The sequence below is a fragment of the Mesorhizobium sp. YL-MeA3-2017 genome (assembly GCF_030814575.1).
In the GTDB taxonomy this organism is placed as follows: Bacteria; Pseudomonadota; Alphaproteobacteria; order Rhizobiales; family Rhizobiaceae; genus Mesorhizobium; species Mesorhizobium terrae.
In genome coordinates this window covers 4,867,729-4,884,562 of record NZ_JAUSVH010000001.1, presented here as the reverse complement: position 1 = coordinate 4,884,562, position 16,834 = coordinate 4,867,729, and the positions used below count along the sequence as shown (strand labels likewise).

Sequence of the window (16,834 nt, the reverse complement as noted above, 5' to 3'; positions counted from 1 at the left end):
GCGTCCCCGCAAACGGAGTGTTGGAAACGCATCTGAAAAGAAGCCATCAAATGGTCATGCGAAGCTAGCCCCGCAAGAGCCGTAACAGCTTAGTTGATCAACCCCGCAACGCGCATGGCCGCATCGATCTTGGCGGCCGTGCTCGCTTCGACCGTCATCAGCGGCGAGCGCAGGACATTTTCCACCTTGCCGAGACGCGACAATGCGTATTTGGCGCCAGACACGCCCGGCTCGACGAACAGCGCCTTGTGGAGCGGCAAAAGCTTGTCCTGCAGTTCCAGCGAACGTTCCTTGTCGTTGGCGAGCGTTGCTTCCTGAAACTCGGAGCAGAGCCGTGGCGCGACATTGGAGGTGACTGAAATGCAGCCGACACCGCCATGCGCGTTGAAGCCCAGCGCGGAAGCATCTTCGCCCGAAAGCTGGATGAATTCCTTGCCACATGTCGCGCGCTGCTCGGACACGCGCTCGATCTTGCCGGTCGCATCCTTGACGCCGACGATGTTCTTGAATTCGCTGGCCAGCTGCCCCATCGTCTCGGGCATCAGGTCGATCACCGAACGCGGCGGGATGTTGTAGATGATGATCGGCAACTTGGTCGCCTTGGCCACCGTGGCGAAGTGCTGATAGAGCCCGCGCTGGGTCGGCCTGTTGTAATAAGGCGTCACCACCAGCGCCGCGTCCGCACCGGCTTCCTCGGCAAACCGCACCAGGCCGACCGCTTCCTCGGTGTTGTTGGAGCCCGCTCCGGCAACCACCGGCACCCGCCCCTTCGCAACTTCGATGCAGACCTTCACCACGTGGCGATGTTCTTCATGCGAAAGCGTGGGCGACTCGCCAGTCGTACCGACCGGAACCAGTCCCTTTGTGCCTTCCTCGATCTGCCAGGCGACAAGCGCGCGAAAGGCTTTCTCGTCGAAACGCCCGCTCTTTTCGAACGGTGTCACGAGCGCAGTAAGCGAGCCTCTCAGCATGTCTTCAAACTCCACGGACCCAGAGGGTTCCAAGCTTCGGTTTCAATGTTTCTCTTGTGGTGCCAAACGGCAGTTGGCCCCAGCCCATCGAAGGGCCGCGCACCATAGTCTCGACACTGTTCTGGAGCAAGTAGAGCCGGTGCAGAAGACGGCAAACGAAACAGAGGCGCTAACCTTTCGTTCACCATCTCTTCATCGCGGCTCACTAGGCTCTTTGCAATCGATGCCTATCTGTAGCGCGCAACCACTTTGAACAGACCGGAATCATGACCGCCAGACGGTTCTATCGTTATGCATTGTTTGGGGCGCTGGTCGCGCTGGCGCCTGCCATCGCGATCGGCAGCAGCGCCGACACGCGACCGACCGAAGCACTGCCCATGTTCCCGGCTCCCGACAAGGCGAGCCTGCCCGTCTTCGATCTCACCCAACTGAAAAGCGGGCTGGACGCCCTCACCGCCAGGAACTTCGCCGCGGCGCGCGCGGCGCGCGACAATCTGCCGGTCTCCTCGCTCGACCATCATATCCTGGCTTGGGCGATCGCGCTTTATGGCGGCGACAAGGTGCCATCCGATGAGATCACGGCGGCCGCGCAACTGCTGCCTGGCTGGCCTGGAATGACGACGCTGCGGCGCAACAGCGAACGCGCCCTCGCCCGGGAAAACCCGACGCCCGATATCGTCATCAAGGCCTTCGACGGCAGCCGGCCGCAGACGGCGGAAGGAACGATCGCGCTGGCCAGGGCCTATGTGGCGAAAGGCGACGCGAAGGCGGCACAGTCCGTCCTGTCACCTTTCTGGCGCACGGAAAAGCTGGAGGCCAGATACGAGACGGCCATCATCAATGAGTTCGGTCCGATCATCCCGGTGGCGGATCACCGCTACCGCATGGAGCGCATGTTCTATGCCGATCGCGTCGATTCCGCGCAGCGCGTCGCGACACTCGCCGGCGCGCAGCCTTTGGCCGACGCCTGGGCGGCCGCCTCGCAAGGCGACAAGAAGACACCGAAGCTTTTGGCAGCCGTGCCGGCCGACCAGCGCGGTGCCGGCTACCTGTTTGCCCAGGCGGAATATCTGCGCAAGCGCAAGAAGTTTGCTGAAGCGGCAGCGGTTATGCTGAAGGCGCCGACCGACCGTGCCGCGCTGGTCGATCCCGACGCGTGGTGGATCGAGCGGCGCGTGCTGTCGCGCGAACTGGTCGACCAGGGCGACATGAAGACGGCATACAAGATTGCCGCCGCGCATGCCGCTGAAAGCCCGATCAATGCAGCGGACGCTGAATTCCACGCAGGCTGGTATGCGCTGCGTGGGCTGAACGACCCGGCCAAGGCGGCGGAGCATTTTTCGCGCATCCCCACTCTGGCACAGGGCGCCCTTTCACTGTCGCGCGCTTATTATTGGCTCGGCCGCGCCGCTGAAGCTGGCGGACCGGGCGATGCCAAGGCCTATTTCACCAAGGCATCGCTCTTTGGCACCACCTTCTATGGCCAGCTCGCCGGAGAGCGCGTCGGCAACCGTACGCTGAACATTGCCGACCCGCAGTCCAGCGACAGCGACCGCTCGACCTTCGCGGCGCGTGAGGCGGTGGCGGCCATCACGCGGCTGCAGGAAGCGGGCTATCAGCGCTTTGCCGACACACTCTATCTCGATCTCGCCGGCCAACTGACCAGTCCTGGCGAATTGGCATTGCTGGCCTCGATGGCCGAGAAACAAGGCAATCATTTCCTGGCGCTTCGGATCGGCAAGATCGCCGCCGCCAATGGCATCAATGTAGGTGCATTGTCGCACCCGATCGGCGTCATTCCTGACAGCGCCAATATTTCCGGGTCGGGCAAGGCGCTGGCCTATGCCATTGCCCGCCAGGAAAGCGAATTCAATGTCAGCGCGGTTTCTCGCGCCGGTGCACTCGGCCTGCTTCAGCTGATGCCCGGCACCGCAGAACAGCTGGCGAAAAAGGCCGGCATGGCCTTCAGCCAAGCCAAGCTGACCACCGACGCCGGCTACAACGCTACGTTGGGGGCGACGTTTCTTGGGCAGCAGTTGGACCGCTACAACGGCTCCTATGTGCTGACTTTCGCCGGTTACAATGCCGGACCGCGCCGCGCCGACCAATGGGTTGCCCGGTACGGCGACCCGCGCGGCAAGAAGATCGACGAGATCGTCGACTGGATCGAGCGGATTCCGTATTCGGAAACAAGAAGTTACATCCAGCGCGTGATGGAAAACTACGAGGTCTACAAGATGCGGATCTCCGGCCAGTTCGACATTGTCGGCGATCTGGTCGATGGGCGAAAATGATCGCCCGAAACGCCTGTCTTCAGATCGCGGCCATAGACAACCTGTAGGTGAAATAAAAGGTCAAAAGTGGAAATAACCGCCACCGCTTGTGAGCTGTAAAATGGAATCGTCTTCCTGTTTCAATGACCTGCGCGATTTTCGCGGAAAGGTTGCGGATTTTTTATTCACGCCACGCAATATCCCTCGATAATCGGCTCGATTGCGTTGAACGAACGCCTGATTTGACGACGCCTCCTCTCATCTGTAGCCCTTTGAAGAAGACTACGGCATCGGGAGGCACTTCGGCGTGGCGGAAGCTTTTTCGGATTTCTTCTATTCCGCCCCGGACGGGCTGAAGCTGCACGCCAGGGTTTATGGGGAACAGCATGGCGAGGTCCTGCCAGTCGTCTGCCTGCCGGGCCTAACCCGCAATGCACGAGACTTTCATGAACTGGCGCTTTGTCTGTCGACCTCCGCGGAAACAAAACGCAAGGTTGTCGCCGTCGACTATCGCGGCAGGGGACAATCCGCCTACGACCCCAATGTGGCCAACTACAATGTCGGCATTGAAGCCGGCGACATTCTGGCCGGGCTCGACGCGCTGGGGATTTCGGAAGCGGCTTTCATCGGCACCTCGCGCGGCGGGCTGATCATCCATGTGCTTGGCATGATGAAACCCTCGGTGCTGAAAGCCATCGTGCTCAACGATGTCGGCCCGGCGCTGGAAATGGCGGGCCTCGCGCACATCAAGTCCTATCTGGAAAGGGCGCCGCGGCCGGAAAGCCTCGACGAGGCCGTTGAGGCGCAAAAATCGGCACACGGTGCCGACTTTCCGGCACTTGGCGATACCGACTGGCGACGCATGGTGGCAGCCATCTATCGTACCGAAAACGGCAAGCTCACCCCGGACTTCGACCCGAAACTGGTGGATACGCTGGCTGGCGTCGATCTGTCCAAACCCTTGCCGACCCTATGGCCGCAGTTCGACGCGCTGACCTCGATACCGATGCTGGCCATCCGCGGCGCCAATTCAAGGCTGTTGTCTGGTGAGACCCTGAATGAAATGGCGCGCCATCACCCGACATTGCAGACGGTGACGGTGCCCGGCCAAGGCCACGCGCCTTTCTTGGAGACAGGTGATCTGCCGCAACTGATCGCCAATTTCATCGATCGATCGGAGCGGCAATCATAGCTTCGGCCGCTCGTCGCATTCACGAGATCGGCCAAGACACCTCAAGGCATCAATCGTAGGGTCTTCTTCGAATGGATCGCGCCCAATTCGTTTTCGAACCGAGCACGATCAGGCGCGCTTTTTCTCTCCGACAGCGGTCGAGGCCTTCTTTGCGCGCGGCTTACGGGCCTTCACGACGGCCGGGGCAGCGGCTTCCAGCGGCGAAACAGCGGCCGCATTGGTGCTTTCGACGGGCCGCGTTTCAAGAACCACGACACAGCTGTCGAGATCGTTCGTCGCCAGATGGGCGTAACGCATGGTCATCTGCAGCGTCTGGTGGCCGAGCCACATCTGAACGCGCCTGATGTCGATGCCGCCCTGAACCAGCCTGGAAGCACAGGTATGACGCAATATGTGCGGCACCACCTGGTCATCTGCGCCGAGGCCGACTTCCTGCTTCGCCTCGTTCCAGATCTGGCGGAATTGCGGCTGATTGAGCATGACGAACGGGCCTTTCGGCCGCCGGCCTTCACCCGAAAAAGCGACTGTGTCGCGCGCGCGCTGCGTCAAAGGAATGGTGCGGCTGCGGCCGGATTTGGTGATCCAGAAGCTGACGCGCATCGGCTGCAGATCGTTCCAGATCAGCCCGAGGGCCTCGCCGAGGCGGCAGCCGGTGTCGACCAGGAAGACCGAGAGCCGGTAAGCGTCTTCGCTGCGGCTGCGAATGGCCGCGAACAGCCGCGCCTCCTCGTCCTTTTCGAGGAAACGGATTCGTCCCGCCCGCTCCTTCTGGCGACGGAACTCTGGCAGACTGTGGATATCCCCCATTTTTTGAGCCTTGCGCAGCAATTTACTGAGCGCAGCCATCTTACGATTGATGGTTGCGTTGCTGTTGCCACGTTGGCGCAGGGTACCGACCAGGTTGTCGAGAGTGCCTTGGTCGAACGTACTAAAGCGTTCGCCAAGCAAAATCTCGTCTATTTCGCCGATGAACGAACTGACATTGTATTTATGTCGTCCATCGTCCCACAATATGTCGCGATAGGCTGAAAATAGTTCGCCGATCCGATAGGATTTCACCTCCCTTATATTGCCGGTGTTGTATTTCACCCGGATATTCTGAGACGTAAAAACTGCAAATCGATCGGAGAGCGTGCTCTCCTGAAGCGCGTCTTGAGACATCTTTTTGCCACACCCCCCTGTGGATGCCCAAAGGCTTAACCACAAGGAGCCGTCCTTTCAAGAGAGCAACTTGCAATCGCCTCATTCCGGCAAACGACCGGAATCCCTTCGAAGCGACCTGCAAACTTGCTTCAGCTACCGTTCCACCCCCTTGATCCTTCTTCGTTCCCAAGCCCAACGCAGAAACAAAAGAACCCGGGCGCAGAACGCCCGGGTTCGATATGTCATAGGAGACGCGACATCTCTTAGAAGTCGCGCTGGAAGCGCAGGATACCGCCAACGCCGTCCGACTTGGCGTGATACTTGCTGTTGCCGACATTGAAGTAATCAACTTCGGCCGTGATGGTGAAGCCCGGAACCAGCTGGTGCGCGATGTTCGCAGCGAGACCGAAGGTCTTACCCTGGTCGTACGAAGCCTGCACGTTGAACGAGGTCTTCTCGTTGAACTTGTAGGTACCGCCACCCCAGACAGCCCAGTTGCCGTCCCACTGCTTGTAATAGGTGTGGTTAATACCCTTATCCAGGTCTTCGCCGCCGTAGCCGCCCATCACCCAGAGATCGATCTGGTCGGAGACCTTGACGTCGACGCGAACCTTGGCGGCGACTTCTTCCAGATTGCTGTCGTAAGCGACAACACCGACGATGCCACCCCAGCCAGCGGTGTACTTCACGCCGCCAACAATGTGCGGCACGTAGCTGTCGATGGTGTAGGCCTTGTCACCCTGTTCGAGCGAGACGATCGCCGAGAAGCCGCTGCCGGCGTCGAAGGTGTAGCTGATCAGGTTGGTGTCGAAACGGCCATAACCAACGATCGTATCGTCGATGACGTTACCGGCATAACCCGAGAAAGTGTTGAAAGCCGATTCGTCCTTACCGACGCGCAGGCCACCGAGCTGGATCCAGGCGAAGTTCAGCGTAACACCGTTGGCTGCAGCATAGTTGGAGGCACCGGCCTGATCCCCAGACGAATTGGAGAAATCGAAGCGGGTCTCGGTGTAGGTCTTCAGGGTGCCGAGCTCGGTTTCCTGGCCGGTCCAGGTCTTCAGAGCGAAGCGGCCGCGCTTCCAATAGGTATCCTGCAGCTTGCCGGTCAGCACGTCACGAACATTCGTGGTGCCTTCGCGATCGCCCACGCCGATGTCATAACGGATGTAACCGCCGACGCGCAGGCAGGTCTCGGTGCCCGGGATGTAGAAGTAGCCAGCGCCGTAGACGTCGCAGATCTTGACGTATTCAGCGGGTTCCGGCTCGGCAACGACGACAGCGTCGGCGGTTACATCCGTTATGACGCTGGCTTCGGCGACGTCGGCTCGTTCGATGGCGCTCGCGCCAACGACCGCCTCACCGGCAAGGACCAGGGCACCTGGTGGAAGCGCGGCCGCTTCGCGCTGAAGACCTGGACCGGTCAGGAGACCGAGCTCGGCACCCTGAAGACCTACACCGAGACCCGCTTCAACTTCGGCAACTCGCAGAACTACGGCTCCAACAGCACGGCCAGCAGCTTCTCGCTGAACTTCGCCTGGATCCAGCTCGGTGGCCTGCGCGTCGGTAAGGATGAATCGGCCTTCAACACCTTCATCGGTTACGCCGGCAACGTCATCAACGATACGCTGGTTCCTTACGGCGACTTCGACACCAACCTGATCAGCTACACCTTCGATGCCGGCAACGGCCTCTCGGCGATCGTGTCGTTCGAACAGGGTTCGGGTGGCGAATCGCGCATCCGTCGCCCCGGCGACACCTGGGTTATCGACAACAACACCATCGACAGCTACGTCCCGCACGTGGTTGGCGGCGTGAAGTACACCGCTGGCTGGGGTGCGATCACCGGCGTCGTTGCTTACAACAGCAACTATGAAGAGTGGGCTGGCAAGGTTCGCTTGGATGTGAAGGCGACCGACCAGATCGACCTGTTCATCATGGGCGGCTACGGCACCGACGACAATATCGACCGCAGCTTCTACAAGCAGTGGGGCGGCAACTGGGCTGTGTGGGGCGGTGGCACCTACAAGTTCAACGAGAAGACCTCGTTCAACGCTCAGATTTCGTATGACGACGCCAAGAACCTCGGCGTGGCTGCAAACATCGCGCACCAGCTGGTTCCGGGCTTCACCGTCACGGCCGAAGTCGACTACCTGAACGAAGGCAACTTCGGCAAGCCGGACTACACCGGCAGCTGGACCAACGCCAACAAGAAGAACAGCGTCGGCGGCCTCATCCGCTTCCAGCGCGACTTCTAAGAACAGTCCCTACGGACTTTCTGAAAACCCGGCGGGCAACCGCCGGGTTTTTTCTTTTTTCCTTCGTCATGCCGTTCCAGCGATCAGCAGCCAGTGCTTGCGCGGTTCGGTCGGTCGCTGTAGCCAGAACGCGAAACACCATCCGGGGCCTCTCCATGCCAAAACATCCTCCGCTGTCACCGATCGTCGCGGCGCTGCCGGCGACAGTGCCCTTCGTCGGCCCGGAGGCGCAGGAGCGCGACCGCGGCAAACCGTTCCGGGCTCGCCTCGGCGCCAACGAAAGCAGCTTCGGCCCGTCGCCGCGCGTCGTCGAGCGCATGAAGGCGATCGCCGGCGAGATGTGGATGTATTGCGACCCCGACAATCACGACCTGAAGCTCGCCGCGGCGGCGCATCTCGGCATCTCGGCCGACAACGTCGTGGTCGGCGAAGGCATTGACGGGCTGCTCGGCCTGGTGACGCGCATGTATGCCGGGCCGGACTTGGCGGTCGTAACCTCGCTCGGCGCCTACCCGACCTTCAACTTCCATGTCGCCGGCACCGGCGGGCGGCTGGTCACCGTTCCTTATGAGAAGGATCGCGAGAGCCTCGACGGGCTGCTGGCGGCGGTAAAGCGCGAAAACGCGCCGCTGGTCTATCTCTCCAATCCCGACAACCCGATGGGGAGCTGGTGGGAGGCGGCGGACATCAACCGCTTCATGGAGGCCCTGCCCGCAACCACCATGCTGGTGCTGGACGAAGCCTATGGCGAGCTCGGCCCTGCCTCGGCACTGCCTGCGGTCGACGTCAGCCGGCCTAACCTCATCCGCATGCGCACTTTCTCCAAGGCTTACGGGCTGGCCGGCATACGGCTTGGCTACGCCTTCGGCGAAGCCGGAGTGATCAGCGACTTCGAGAAGATCCGCAACCACTATGGCGTCAGCCGCATGGCGCAGGAGGCCGGCGTCACAGCGCTGGCCGACCAGGACTGGCTGCGGGCCGTGGTGGGCAAGGTCGAGGCGGGGCGCAAGCGAATCGCGACAATCGCCCGCGACAACGGTCTTACTCCCCTGCCCTCGGCCACCAATTTCGTCACGGTCGACTGCGGCCGCGACGGCGCCTTCGCGGCAAAAATCATGCAATCGCTGCTGTCGCGCGACGTCTTCATCCGCAAGCCGATGGCGCAGGGGCTGGATCGCTGCATCCGCATCAGTGTCGGCCTCGATCATGAGCTCGACATACTGGCCGAGGAACTGCCGGGCGCGGTTGCGGCGGCCCGAGGCAACTAGGCGCGACACCCAGCGCAGCCTACTCAATAGAATAGCCTATCGCGCGGAACCGGTATGCTCAGGCGCGCCTGGGCTTCGGCGCCGTCAAACCGCATGACCGCAACATCCAGCGGCGGCCGTCGCTGCGCAGGTCGGTGAGGCTGAGCGGCTCGACATCGATGTGGCGGAAGCCGGCAAGCGGCGCCTGCAGCACATGCAGGATCGCGGCGCGGACGACCGTGGCGTGGGTGATAGCGACCGTATGACCTGGCTGGGCGACAAGGCTGTCGAGCAAATCCGAGACGCGGGCCGCGACAGCCGAGAAAGGCTCCCCTTCCGGCGGTGACGTGTCGGGATCGGTCAGCCAGCCCTGCGCCGCTTCCAGGGCCACCCGCTCGACCGCCTCGAAGGCGAGGCCGGCCCAGCCGCCATAGTGCTGGTCGCGCAGCGCCGGCGTTTCCACTGCGTCCAGCCCCAATGCTTCCGCCGTCTGGCGCGCGCGCCGGGCTGGAGCGGTGAGGAACCTATCCGCCGGATCGACAAGCCTGGCCAGGCGCGCCGCGGCGGTCACGGCCTTCGGCTCAAGCGGCTCGTCGGACGGGAAAAAGCCGCGCCGGCTGGCCGCGCTGGCGCCGCAGCAGATCAAGGTAAGACGTACGAGCATCAGGCAAGCATCTGGAATCACGGCCCCAACTGCCGGCAGGCTAGCACAAGTCCAGCGCGCGGCGGCGCCACGCGGCTCGACATGGCTGGGGAGGAAATTGCCCGCAAGGCTTGCGGGTCCGGCGATCAGCTTTCAAACTGCCCGGCGAATCCGCAGCGTCCTGGTCAATAGGATGCGATTTCACCAATCCGTCGATTTTCTGCCTGCGACGGAGATTTGCAAGGCTCTTGTAATCCGGCCGCCATACTGAGCCGCGATGACAGATCGAGCCCGAGAAGGACAGCATGCAGGCGACATACTTCAATCCGCGGAGCATGATCTACGGGCTTCTCTCCGTCATTCTCTGGCCAGTCATCTTCACCGCCAGCATGATCGGCTCGTATTTCGCTTTCGAAAGCGACCATCCGATCCTGTGGTTCAACGTCGTCTACCTCACCAGCATCGCCGTCATCGCGCTTTTCGAGCGTTTGATGCCTTATGAGCGGAGCTGGCTGGAGCCGGATGGCGAGACGTTCAACAATGTCGCCCACACCACGGTGACCAAGGGGCTGACGCAGATCGCCGCCGCCATCACCACCTCGTTTCCGCTTCTGTTCGCGACCATCGCGCAACCGGCGCTGCACCCTTCCTATTCGCTGTGGCCAAGCGAAGCGCCGATGTTCGTGCAAGCCGTTCTCGGCCTGGTGATCGCCGAATTCGGGCTCTATTTCGCGCATCGGCTGAGCCACGAACGCCTGACGCTGTGGCGGTTCCATGCGCTGCACCACAGCGTGGAGCGGCTGTGGGTGCTCAACACCGGGCGATTCCACTTCGTCGATTCGCTGTTCAAGATGCTGCTTGGCCAGTTGCCGCTCTATCTTCTGGGCGCGCCGCTGCCGGTGTTTCTGTGGCTGGGCGCGGTCTCGGTGTTCATCGGCCTGCTCACCCATTGCAACATCGACATGCGCACCGGCCTGCTCGACCGGATCTTCACCACGCCGCGCATCCATCGCTGGCACCATTCGCGCGACCTGCGCGAAGGCAACACCAATTATTGCGAGAACATCGTGATATGGGACCAGGTGTTCGGCACCTATCTCAACCCGCCGCGCCCATCCTCGACCGACATCGGCATCAGCGGAACCATCGACAAGAGCTTCCTCGGCCAGATCGTGCAGCCCTTCTCCAAGGCCGGCATGCGGCGGATCATGGGCAAGGCTCCGCGCGAAAGCGACAGGAGCGTCCCAAAAAGCCAGGAACAGCCGGAGCGGCAGGAAGCCTAGGATGCATCCTGCTTGAGCGCGGACACCGCCATCTCGCTGTCGCGGATGTGTTCGTTGGCGTCGGGCTGGCGTTGCACCAGAAGGATGAACAAAAGATCGGTGAGCGCCAATTGCGCGTCGCGGGCCGAAATGGCGGAGGAGCGCACGCCATCGTCGTCGCCGACTGAATAGAGCACGACATCGGCGATGCGGCTGAGCGGATTGTTTTTCAGCGATGTCATGACGATGACCGCGGCGCCGCGGGCCTTGGCCAGTTCGGCGATACGCAGCGTCTCGATGCTGGCGCCGGAATGCGAAAGCGCGAAGAGAACATCATTGCGCCCAAGCGAGGAGGCGCTGGCGAGCTGCACATGGCTGTCGCTGTCGTGCAGGACGTTGCGGCCCAGCTTCATCAGCTTGATGGCGAAATCGCGCGCCACCAGCGCCGAGGCGCTGACGCCGGCAAGATGGATGCGCCCGGCCTTGTCCAGCCGGTCGAGCACCTCGCCGATGGTCTGCTCGCTGTTGACCGACATGCTCTGCTGCATGGAGGCGAGCTTGGAGGCGACCAGCTTCTGCAGGACGGTCATATAGCCGTCGCCGCGCTCGATCGAGCCATGCACCATGCCGGCCGGCGCGTGCCATTGCTTGGCCTTGGCCTCGCTGACGGCGAGCTTCAATTGCTGATAGCTGGAATAACCCAGCTTCTGCGAGAACTTGACGACGCTGGACTGGCTGCGGCCGGTCTGCTCGGCCAGCGCCGCGGACGACAATTGCAGCATCTCGTCGGGATTATCGACGATGAACTGGCCGATCTGCCGATCGGCCGGCGCCATGGTGTCGAGCGTGGCGTGGATCTTCTTGAGAACCGACATAGAGCCTGCTTCTTTGCCAATCGGGCAAGGAATAGAATATTCCAACGCAGGTTGACAGGGAAGAATATCCCGGTCAACTCTCGCCATGGTACCGCCAGTTCAACAGCTGCCGGAATGGACCCTGAACCATGGACAGATTGCGCATTGTCGGCGGGCAGCGACTGCAAGGCGCGGTCGCCATTTCCGGTGCCAAGAATGCGGCGCTGCCGCAGATCGCGGCATCGCTGCTCAGCCCCTCCCCGCTGGAACTGACCAACCTGCCGGCGGTCAGCGACGTGGACAACATGCTGAATGTGATTGCCCAGCATGGCGCCCAGATCAGCCGTTCGGCCCAGGCGGTGACGATCGACACCAGTGCGGCCGCTTCCAGGGAGACGACATACGACACGGTGCGCAAGATGCGCGCCACCGTGCTGGTGCTGGGGCCACTGCTCGCCCGCTTCGGCCAGGCGCAGGTATCGCTTCCCGGCGGTTGCGCCATCGGCGCGCGGCCGGTGGACATGCATATCAAGGCACTCGCACAATTGGGCGCCGACATCGGCATCAAGGGCGGGTCGATCGTGGCCAACGCGCCGGACGGCCTGACCGGCGCACGCATCGTGCTCGGCTCGCCCTCGGTCGGCGCCACCGAGACGGCGATGATGGCGGCAACGGCCGCCAAGGGCGAGACCGAGATCGTCAATGCCGCACGCGAGCCGGAAGTGGCCGACCTCGCCGCCTGCCTTGGCGCCATGGGCGCCACCATCGAGGGCGCCGGCACGCACCGCATACTCGTGCAAGGCGATACGCGCTGGCGCGCCGCCAGCCATCACACCATTCCCGACCGCATCGAGGCCGGCACCTATGCGATCGCGGCGGCCATCACCGGCGGACAGCTGGAACTGACGCATGCGCGGCTGGAGCACCTCGCCTCGGTGGTGCAGATCCTGGAGGCGACCGGCGTCAGCGTGTGGCCCGGCGACCGTGGCCTGATCGTCTCGCGCGACGGGCCGCTGCGTTCCGTCGACGTCACCACCGAGCCCTATCCCGGCTTTCCGACCGACCTGCAGGCGCAGTTCATGGCGCTGATGTGCTGCGCGCCGGGCGCCTCACTGCTGCGCGAAACGGTATTCGAAAACCGCTTCATGCACGTGCCGGAACTGATGCGGCTGGGCGCCAACATCACCTTGCAGGGAACCTCGGCGCTGGTGCGCGGCGGCAACCCGCTGCGCGGGGCGCAGGTGATGGCAACCGATTTGCGCGCCTCGGTTTCGCTGGTGCTGGCGGCGCTGGTGGCCGAGGGCGAAAGCGTGGTCAACCGCGTCTACCACCTCGACCGCGGCTATGAGAGCCTCGACCGCAAGCTGCGCATGTGCGGCGCGACGATCGAGCGGTTCCGCGAATGAGCGCCGCGCCGCATTTCTATCTCGGCGTCGACGGCGGCGGCACCGGCTGCCGCGCCCGCATCGAGGACGAAGGCGGCACGGTGCTCGGCCAGGGCCTGTCCGGACCGGCGACGACGCGGCTTGGCATCGAAGCCGCATGGGCCTCGATCGCGCGCGCCTTCGGGGCGGCCGCCGAGGAGGCCGGCTTCGGCCGGGCCGAACTCAAGCACACCTTCGCCGGCATCGGCCTGGCCGGCATCGGCCGCAAGGGCGCGCTGGAGGCGCTGCGGGCGATCGAGCATCCCTTTCTCGGCATCGACTTCACCAGCGATGGCATGGGCGCCTGCCTTGGCGCCCATTCGGGCCTCGACGGCGCCATTGTCATCGCCGGCACGGGCTCGATCGGGCTGGGTTTTGTCGGGGACCGCAATCTGCGCGTCGGCGGCTACGGTTTTCCAATCTCGGACGAAGGCAGCGGCGCCGACCTAGGACTGAAGGCAGTGCAACTGGCGCTGCGCGCCCAGGACGGCCGCCATGACCGCTCCGCCCTGCTCTCGGAAATCATGCAGCGTTTTCAAGACGATCCGATGGAGGCGGTGGCCTGGATGGATCGCGCCACGGCGACCGATTACGCGGCCCTCGCCCCGACCGTGATGCGCCATGCCGACCAGGGCGACGCGGCGGGACGGCGCATCGTGCAGGCGGCGGCCGAGCAGATCGACACGCTGGTGCGCACGCTGTTCGACAAGGGAGCGCCGCGCGTCACCTTGTTAGGCGGATTGGCCAGCCCGCTGGAACCGTGGCTGGCGCCTGATGTGCGCCGGCGGCTGAAACCGGCCGATGGCGACGCGGTGTCGGGCGCCATCATCCTGGCACGGCGGGCCGGTAGCCGGATGGCGAATTGCCCGCCTTGAGGTGGTTTGGAATATTTAATTCCATCCTATATTGACACAAAGGAATAATGCATTCTAAAAAGTTAACGGGATACTACCGGACCGGTATCGATGCGGTCCAAACGGGAATGCGCAGGTGAAGATCGTGTCCGAACAAGGCCTGATAGCGGAGCTGGAGCGACTGGTTTCCGAGGATCGGAACCCGCGCACCATGGACATGGACCTGTTGCCGACGGTCGAATTGCTGCGCAGGATCAACGACGAGGACCAGGGCGTCGCCGGCGCGGTCGCCAAGGTGATCCCTGAGATCGCCGCCGCCGTCGACCGCATCGCCGCCGCCTTCCGGAAGGGCGGCCGCCTGATCTATATGGGCGCCGGCACCAGCGGCCGCATCGGCGTGCTCGACGCCTCCGAATGTCCGCCGACCTTCCGCGTGCCGCCGACCATGGTGGTCGGGCTGATCGCCGGCGGCTATGACGCGCTTTTGAAGGCGACCGAGGGTGCGGAAGACAGCCAGGCCAAGGGCGCCGAGGCGCTGGCCGAGATCGGGCTGACCGCGAAGGACGTGGTGGTCGGCATCGCGGCCAGCGGGCGCACGCCCTATGTCATCGGCGGGCTGAACCACGCCAGGAAGATCGGCGCCACCACGGTGGCGCTGTCCTGCAACCCGCAATCGACGATTGCCGATATCGCCGAGATTGCCATTTCGCCCGTGGTCGGCCCGGAAGCGCTGACCGGGTCGACGCGGATGAAATCCGGCACCGCCGAGAAGCTGGTGCTGAACATGCTGACCACGGCCAGCATGGTGAAGATCGGCAAGACCTATCAGAACCTGATGGTCGACCTGAAGGCGTCGAACAGGAAGCTGGTGGCGCGCGCGGCGCGCATCGTCATGCAGGCGACCGAGTGTACGCTGGAGGAGGCTGAAGCGGCACTTGCCAAGACCCATAACGACGTGAAGCTGGCCATCCTGATCACAATGACGGGGATGAACCTCGCCGAGGCGCGGATTGCGCTGGAAGGTGCTAACGGCTTCCTGCGAAAAGCGATCGAACACGGCGGGCCTGCCGCGATGTGAGGCTGTCGGCATCGATCCGGACTTGGACAAAGAAGACCATTTCGACCAAGAAGAACATAAAGGGAGGATGAAATGACCAGTCAATTCAAGCGCCTGCTCGGCCTGACCGCGGCCATCGTGCTCGGCGCCACCGCATTTGCCGGCACCGCCGACGCGGCCAAGCTGCGCATGGCCTGGGCGCAGGATGCCACCGGCCTCGACCCGCACAAGCAGACAGCCTTTTCCTCGCTGCGTCTTTTGGAACTCATCTATGAGCCGCTGGTGCGCCTCGATGCGGAACTCAAGATCGTGCCCGGCATCGCCAAGAGCTGGGCCTTCTCCGCCGATGGCAAGGAACTGACCTTCAAGCTCGACCCCAAGGCGAAATTCCAGAACGGCGCAGCGGTCACTCCGGCCGACGTCAAGGCCTCGTTCGAGCGCATCCTCGACGAGAAGACGGGGGCGGCCAACCGCGCCAACTATCTGTCGATCGCCAGCATCGAGACGCCGGACGCGGAAACCGTCACCTTCAAGCTGTCGCAGCCGGACGCGCCGATCCTGACCGCGATGACCGACACCAATTCCTCGATCGTTCCGGCGGCCGACATCGCCGCCGGCACCATCGGCACCAAGGCCGTCGGCTCCGGCCCGTTCAAGCTGGAGCGCTGGGACCCGAATTCCAAGGAAATACTCACCGCCAACAAGGACTGGGCCGGCGGAGCGACCGGCGTCGAGGGCATCGAGATCAGCGTTCTGCCCGACGAAACCGCCATCCTGGCGGCGATGCGCACCGGGCAGATCGACTTCGCGCTGCTCAACGACCCGCTGATCGCCACGCTGGTGCCGAAGGAGCCGAAGCTGCAGCTGAACCGCGCGCCGGTGCTTGCCTATCACGTGTTGCAATTGAACCCGGCGCGCAAGCCGATGAACGAGCTGGCGGTGCGCCAGGCCATTTCCTGCGCCGTCGACCGGCAGGCAGTGCTCGACACCGCCTCGCTTGGCGAAGGCAAGGTGACCGGCCCGCTGACCATGCCGTTCTTCGCCTCCGATCCGAACACGCTGTTCTGCTACAAGCGCGACGTGGAGAAGGCGAAGAAGCTGATGGCGGATGCCGGCATGACCGGCGGTTTCACCGCCACGGTCATCGCCGCCACCGGCGAGCCGCCGACGGCGGCGGCCGAGGCGCAGGTGCTGCAGGCGCAGCTCGCCGAGATCGGCGTCAAGCTGGACATCAAGATGATGGAGCTGAACGTCTATGTCGACACCTGGCTGAAGGGCGATTTCGACATGGCGATCGCGCTGAATGGCGGCCGGCCTGATCCATATACGATGTACAACCGCTACTGGACCAAGAACGGCAACCTGCAAAAGGTCTCGAACTTCGCCGACGACACGCTGGACGCGCTTCTGCAGAAGGGCCGCGTCGAGACCGATCCGGAAAAGCGCAAGGCGATCTTCGCCGATTTCGACAAGGAGCTCGCCGAAAAATCGCCCTGGGTGTGGCTCTACACCTCCTATGGCTATACGGCGCAGCAGAAGAACGTGCAGGGCTTCGTGCCGATGCCGACGGGCTCGCTGGCCAGCCTCGGCAAGGTGACCGTCGGGCAATGACGCGGACGGCCTTACCTTTCCTTCAACCGGGAGGGTAAGGCGCCT

At 63.1% G+C, this 16,834-nt stretch carries 13 protein-coding genes and 1 pseudogene; 9 read left to right on the top strand and 5 right to left on the bottom strand.

Annotated features, from left to right (window positions below; all coding sequences use genetic code 11):
• Positions 1-89: 89 nt before the first annotated feature.
• Entirely contained in the window at positions 90-971 is an 882-nt protein-coding gene (gene dapA, locus QFZ88_RS22935) for a 4-hydroxy-tetrahydrodipicolinate synthase (RefSeq protein WP_024926773.1), read from the bottom strand.
• A gap of 266 nt (positions 972-1,237) precedes the next feature.
• Between dapA and QFZ88_RS22930 the strand changes: the two genes are divergently transcribed.
• Both QFZ88_RS22930 and QFZ88_RS22925 read left to right on the top strand, forming a co-directional pair.
• Positions 1,238-3,265: a lytic transglycosylase domain-containing protein gene (locus QFZ88_RS22930; RefSeq protein WP_024926774.1), complete on the top strand. Its 2,028-nt coding sequence runs from the start codon at positions 1,238-1,240 to the stop codon at positions 3,263-3,265.
• A gap of 286 nt (positions 3,266-3,551) precedes the next feature.
• Positions 3,552-4,436: an alpha/beta fold hydrolase gene (locus QFZ88_RS22925; protein ID WP_024926775.1), complete on the top strand. Its 885-nt coding sequence runs from the start codon at positions 3,552-3,554 to the stop codon at positions 4,434-4,436.
• 108 nt (positions 4,437-4,544) lie between these two features.
• On the opposite strand, the gene QFZ88_RS22920 is transcribed toward QFZ88_RS22925, so the two are convergent.
• Positions 4,545-5,597, bottom strand: coding sequence for a tyrosine-type recombinase/integrase (locus QFZ88_RS22920; protein WP_024926776.1), 1,053 nt, complete (start codon positions 5,595-5,597; stop codon positions 4,545-4,547).
• A gap of 245 nt (positions 5,598-5,842) precedes the next feature.
• Positions 5,843-6,868, bottom strand: a pseudogene (locus QFZ88_RS22915) (porin); the annotation flags it as partial.
• Between the two features lie 6 nt (positions 6,869-6,874).
• Between QFZ88_RS22915 and QFZ88_RS22910 the strand changes: the two are divergent.
• A complete protein-coding gene (locus QFZ88_RS22910; protein ID WP_373426410.1) occupies positions 6,875-7,837 on the top strand; it encodes a porin in 963 nt (320 codons plus the stop codon).
• A gap of 155 nt (positions 7,838-7,992) precedes the next feature.
• Complete coding sequence (locus QFZ88_RS22905; RefSeq protein WP_024925427.1) at positions 7,993-9,105, top strand: pyridoxal phosphate-dependent aminotransferase; 1,113 nt, start codon at positions 7,993-7,995, stop codon at positions 9,103-9,105.
• Between the two features lie 58 nt (positions 9,106-9,163).
• Here the strand turns inward: QFZ88_RS22905 and QFZ88_RS22900 are convergent, their stop codons facing one another.
• The gene (locus QFZ88_RS22900) at positions 9,164-9,748 is read right to left on the bottom strand and encodes a histidine phosphatase family protein (RefSeq protein ID WP_024925428.1); all 585 of its coding nucleotides are present in this window, start codon (positions 9,746-9,748) and stop codon (positions 9,164-9,166) included.
• 284 nt (positions 9,749-10,032) lie between these two features.
• On the opposite strand from QFZ88_RS22900, the gene QFZ88_RS22895 reads away from it, so the two are divergent.
• A complete protein-coding gene (locus tag QFZ88_RS22895) occupies positions 10,033-11,010 on the top strand; it encodes a sterol desaturase family protein (protein ID WP_036254879.1) in 978 nt (325 codons plus the stop codon).
• On the opposite strand, the gene QFZ88_RS22890 is transcribed toward QFZ88_RS22895, so the two are convergent.
• Entirely contained in the window at positions 11,007-11,864 is an 858-nt protein-coding gene (locus QFZ88_RS22890; RefSeq protein ID WP_024925430.1) for a MurR/RpiR family transcriptional regulator, read from the bottom strand. The genes QFZ88_RS22895 and QFZ88_RS22890 overlap by 4 nt on opposite strands.
• 128 nt (positions 11,865-11,992) lie before the next feature.
• Here QFZ88_RS22890 and murA point away from each other — a divergent pair, with 128 nt between their 5' ends.
• The 4 genes from murA (at position 11,993) to QFZ88_RS22870 (ending at position 16,789) form a co-directional block, all read left to right on the top strand.
• Complete coding sequence (gene murA, locus QFZ88_RS22885; RefSeq protein WP_024925431.1) at positions 11,993-13,249, top strand: UDP-N-acetylglucosamine 1-carboxyvinyltransferase; 1,257 nt, start codon at positions 11,993-11,995, stop codon at positions 13,247-13,249.
• Positions 13,246-14,142, top strand: coding sequence for an N-acetylglucosamine kinase (locus QFZ88_RS22880; protein WP_024925432.1), 897 nt, complete (start codon positions 13,246-13,248; stop codon positions 14,140-14,142). The genes murA and QFZ88_RS22880 overlap by 4 nt, the downstream gene beginning before the upstream one ends.
• Before the next feature lie 124 nt (positions 14,143-14,266).
• Complete coding sequence (gene murQ, locus QFZ88_RS22875; protein ID WP_024925433.1) at positions 14,267-15,199, top strand: N-acetylmuramic acid 6-phosphate etherase; 933 nt, start codon at positions 14,267-14,269, stop codon at positions 15,197-15,199.
• Positions 15,200-15,271: 72 nt separating this feature from the next.
• Complete coding sequence (locus tag QFZ88_RS22870; protein ID WP_024925434.1) at positions 15,272-16,789, top strand: ABC transporter substrate-binding protein; 1,518 nt, start codon at positions 15,272-15,274, stop codon at positions 16,787-16,789.
• Positions 16,790-16,834 lie beyond the last annotated feature (45 nt).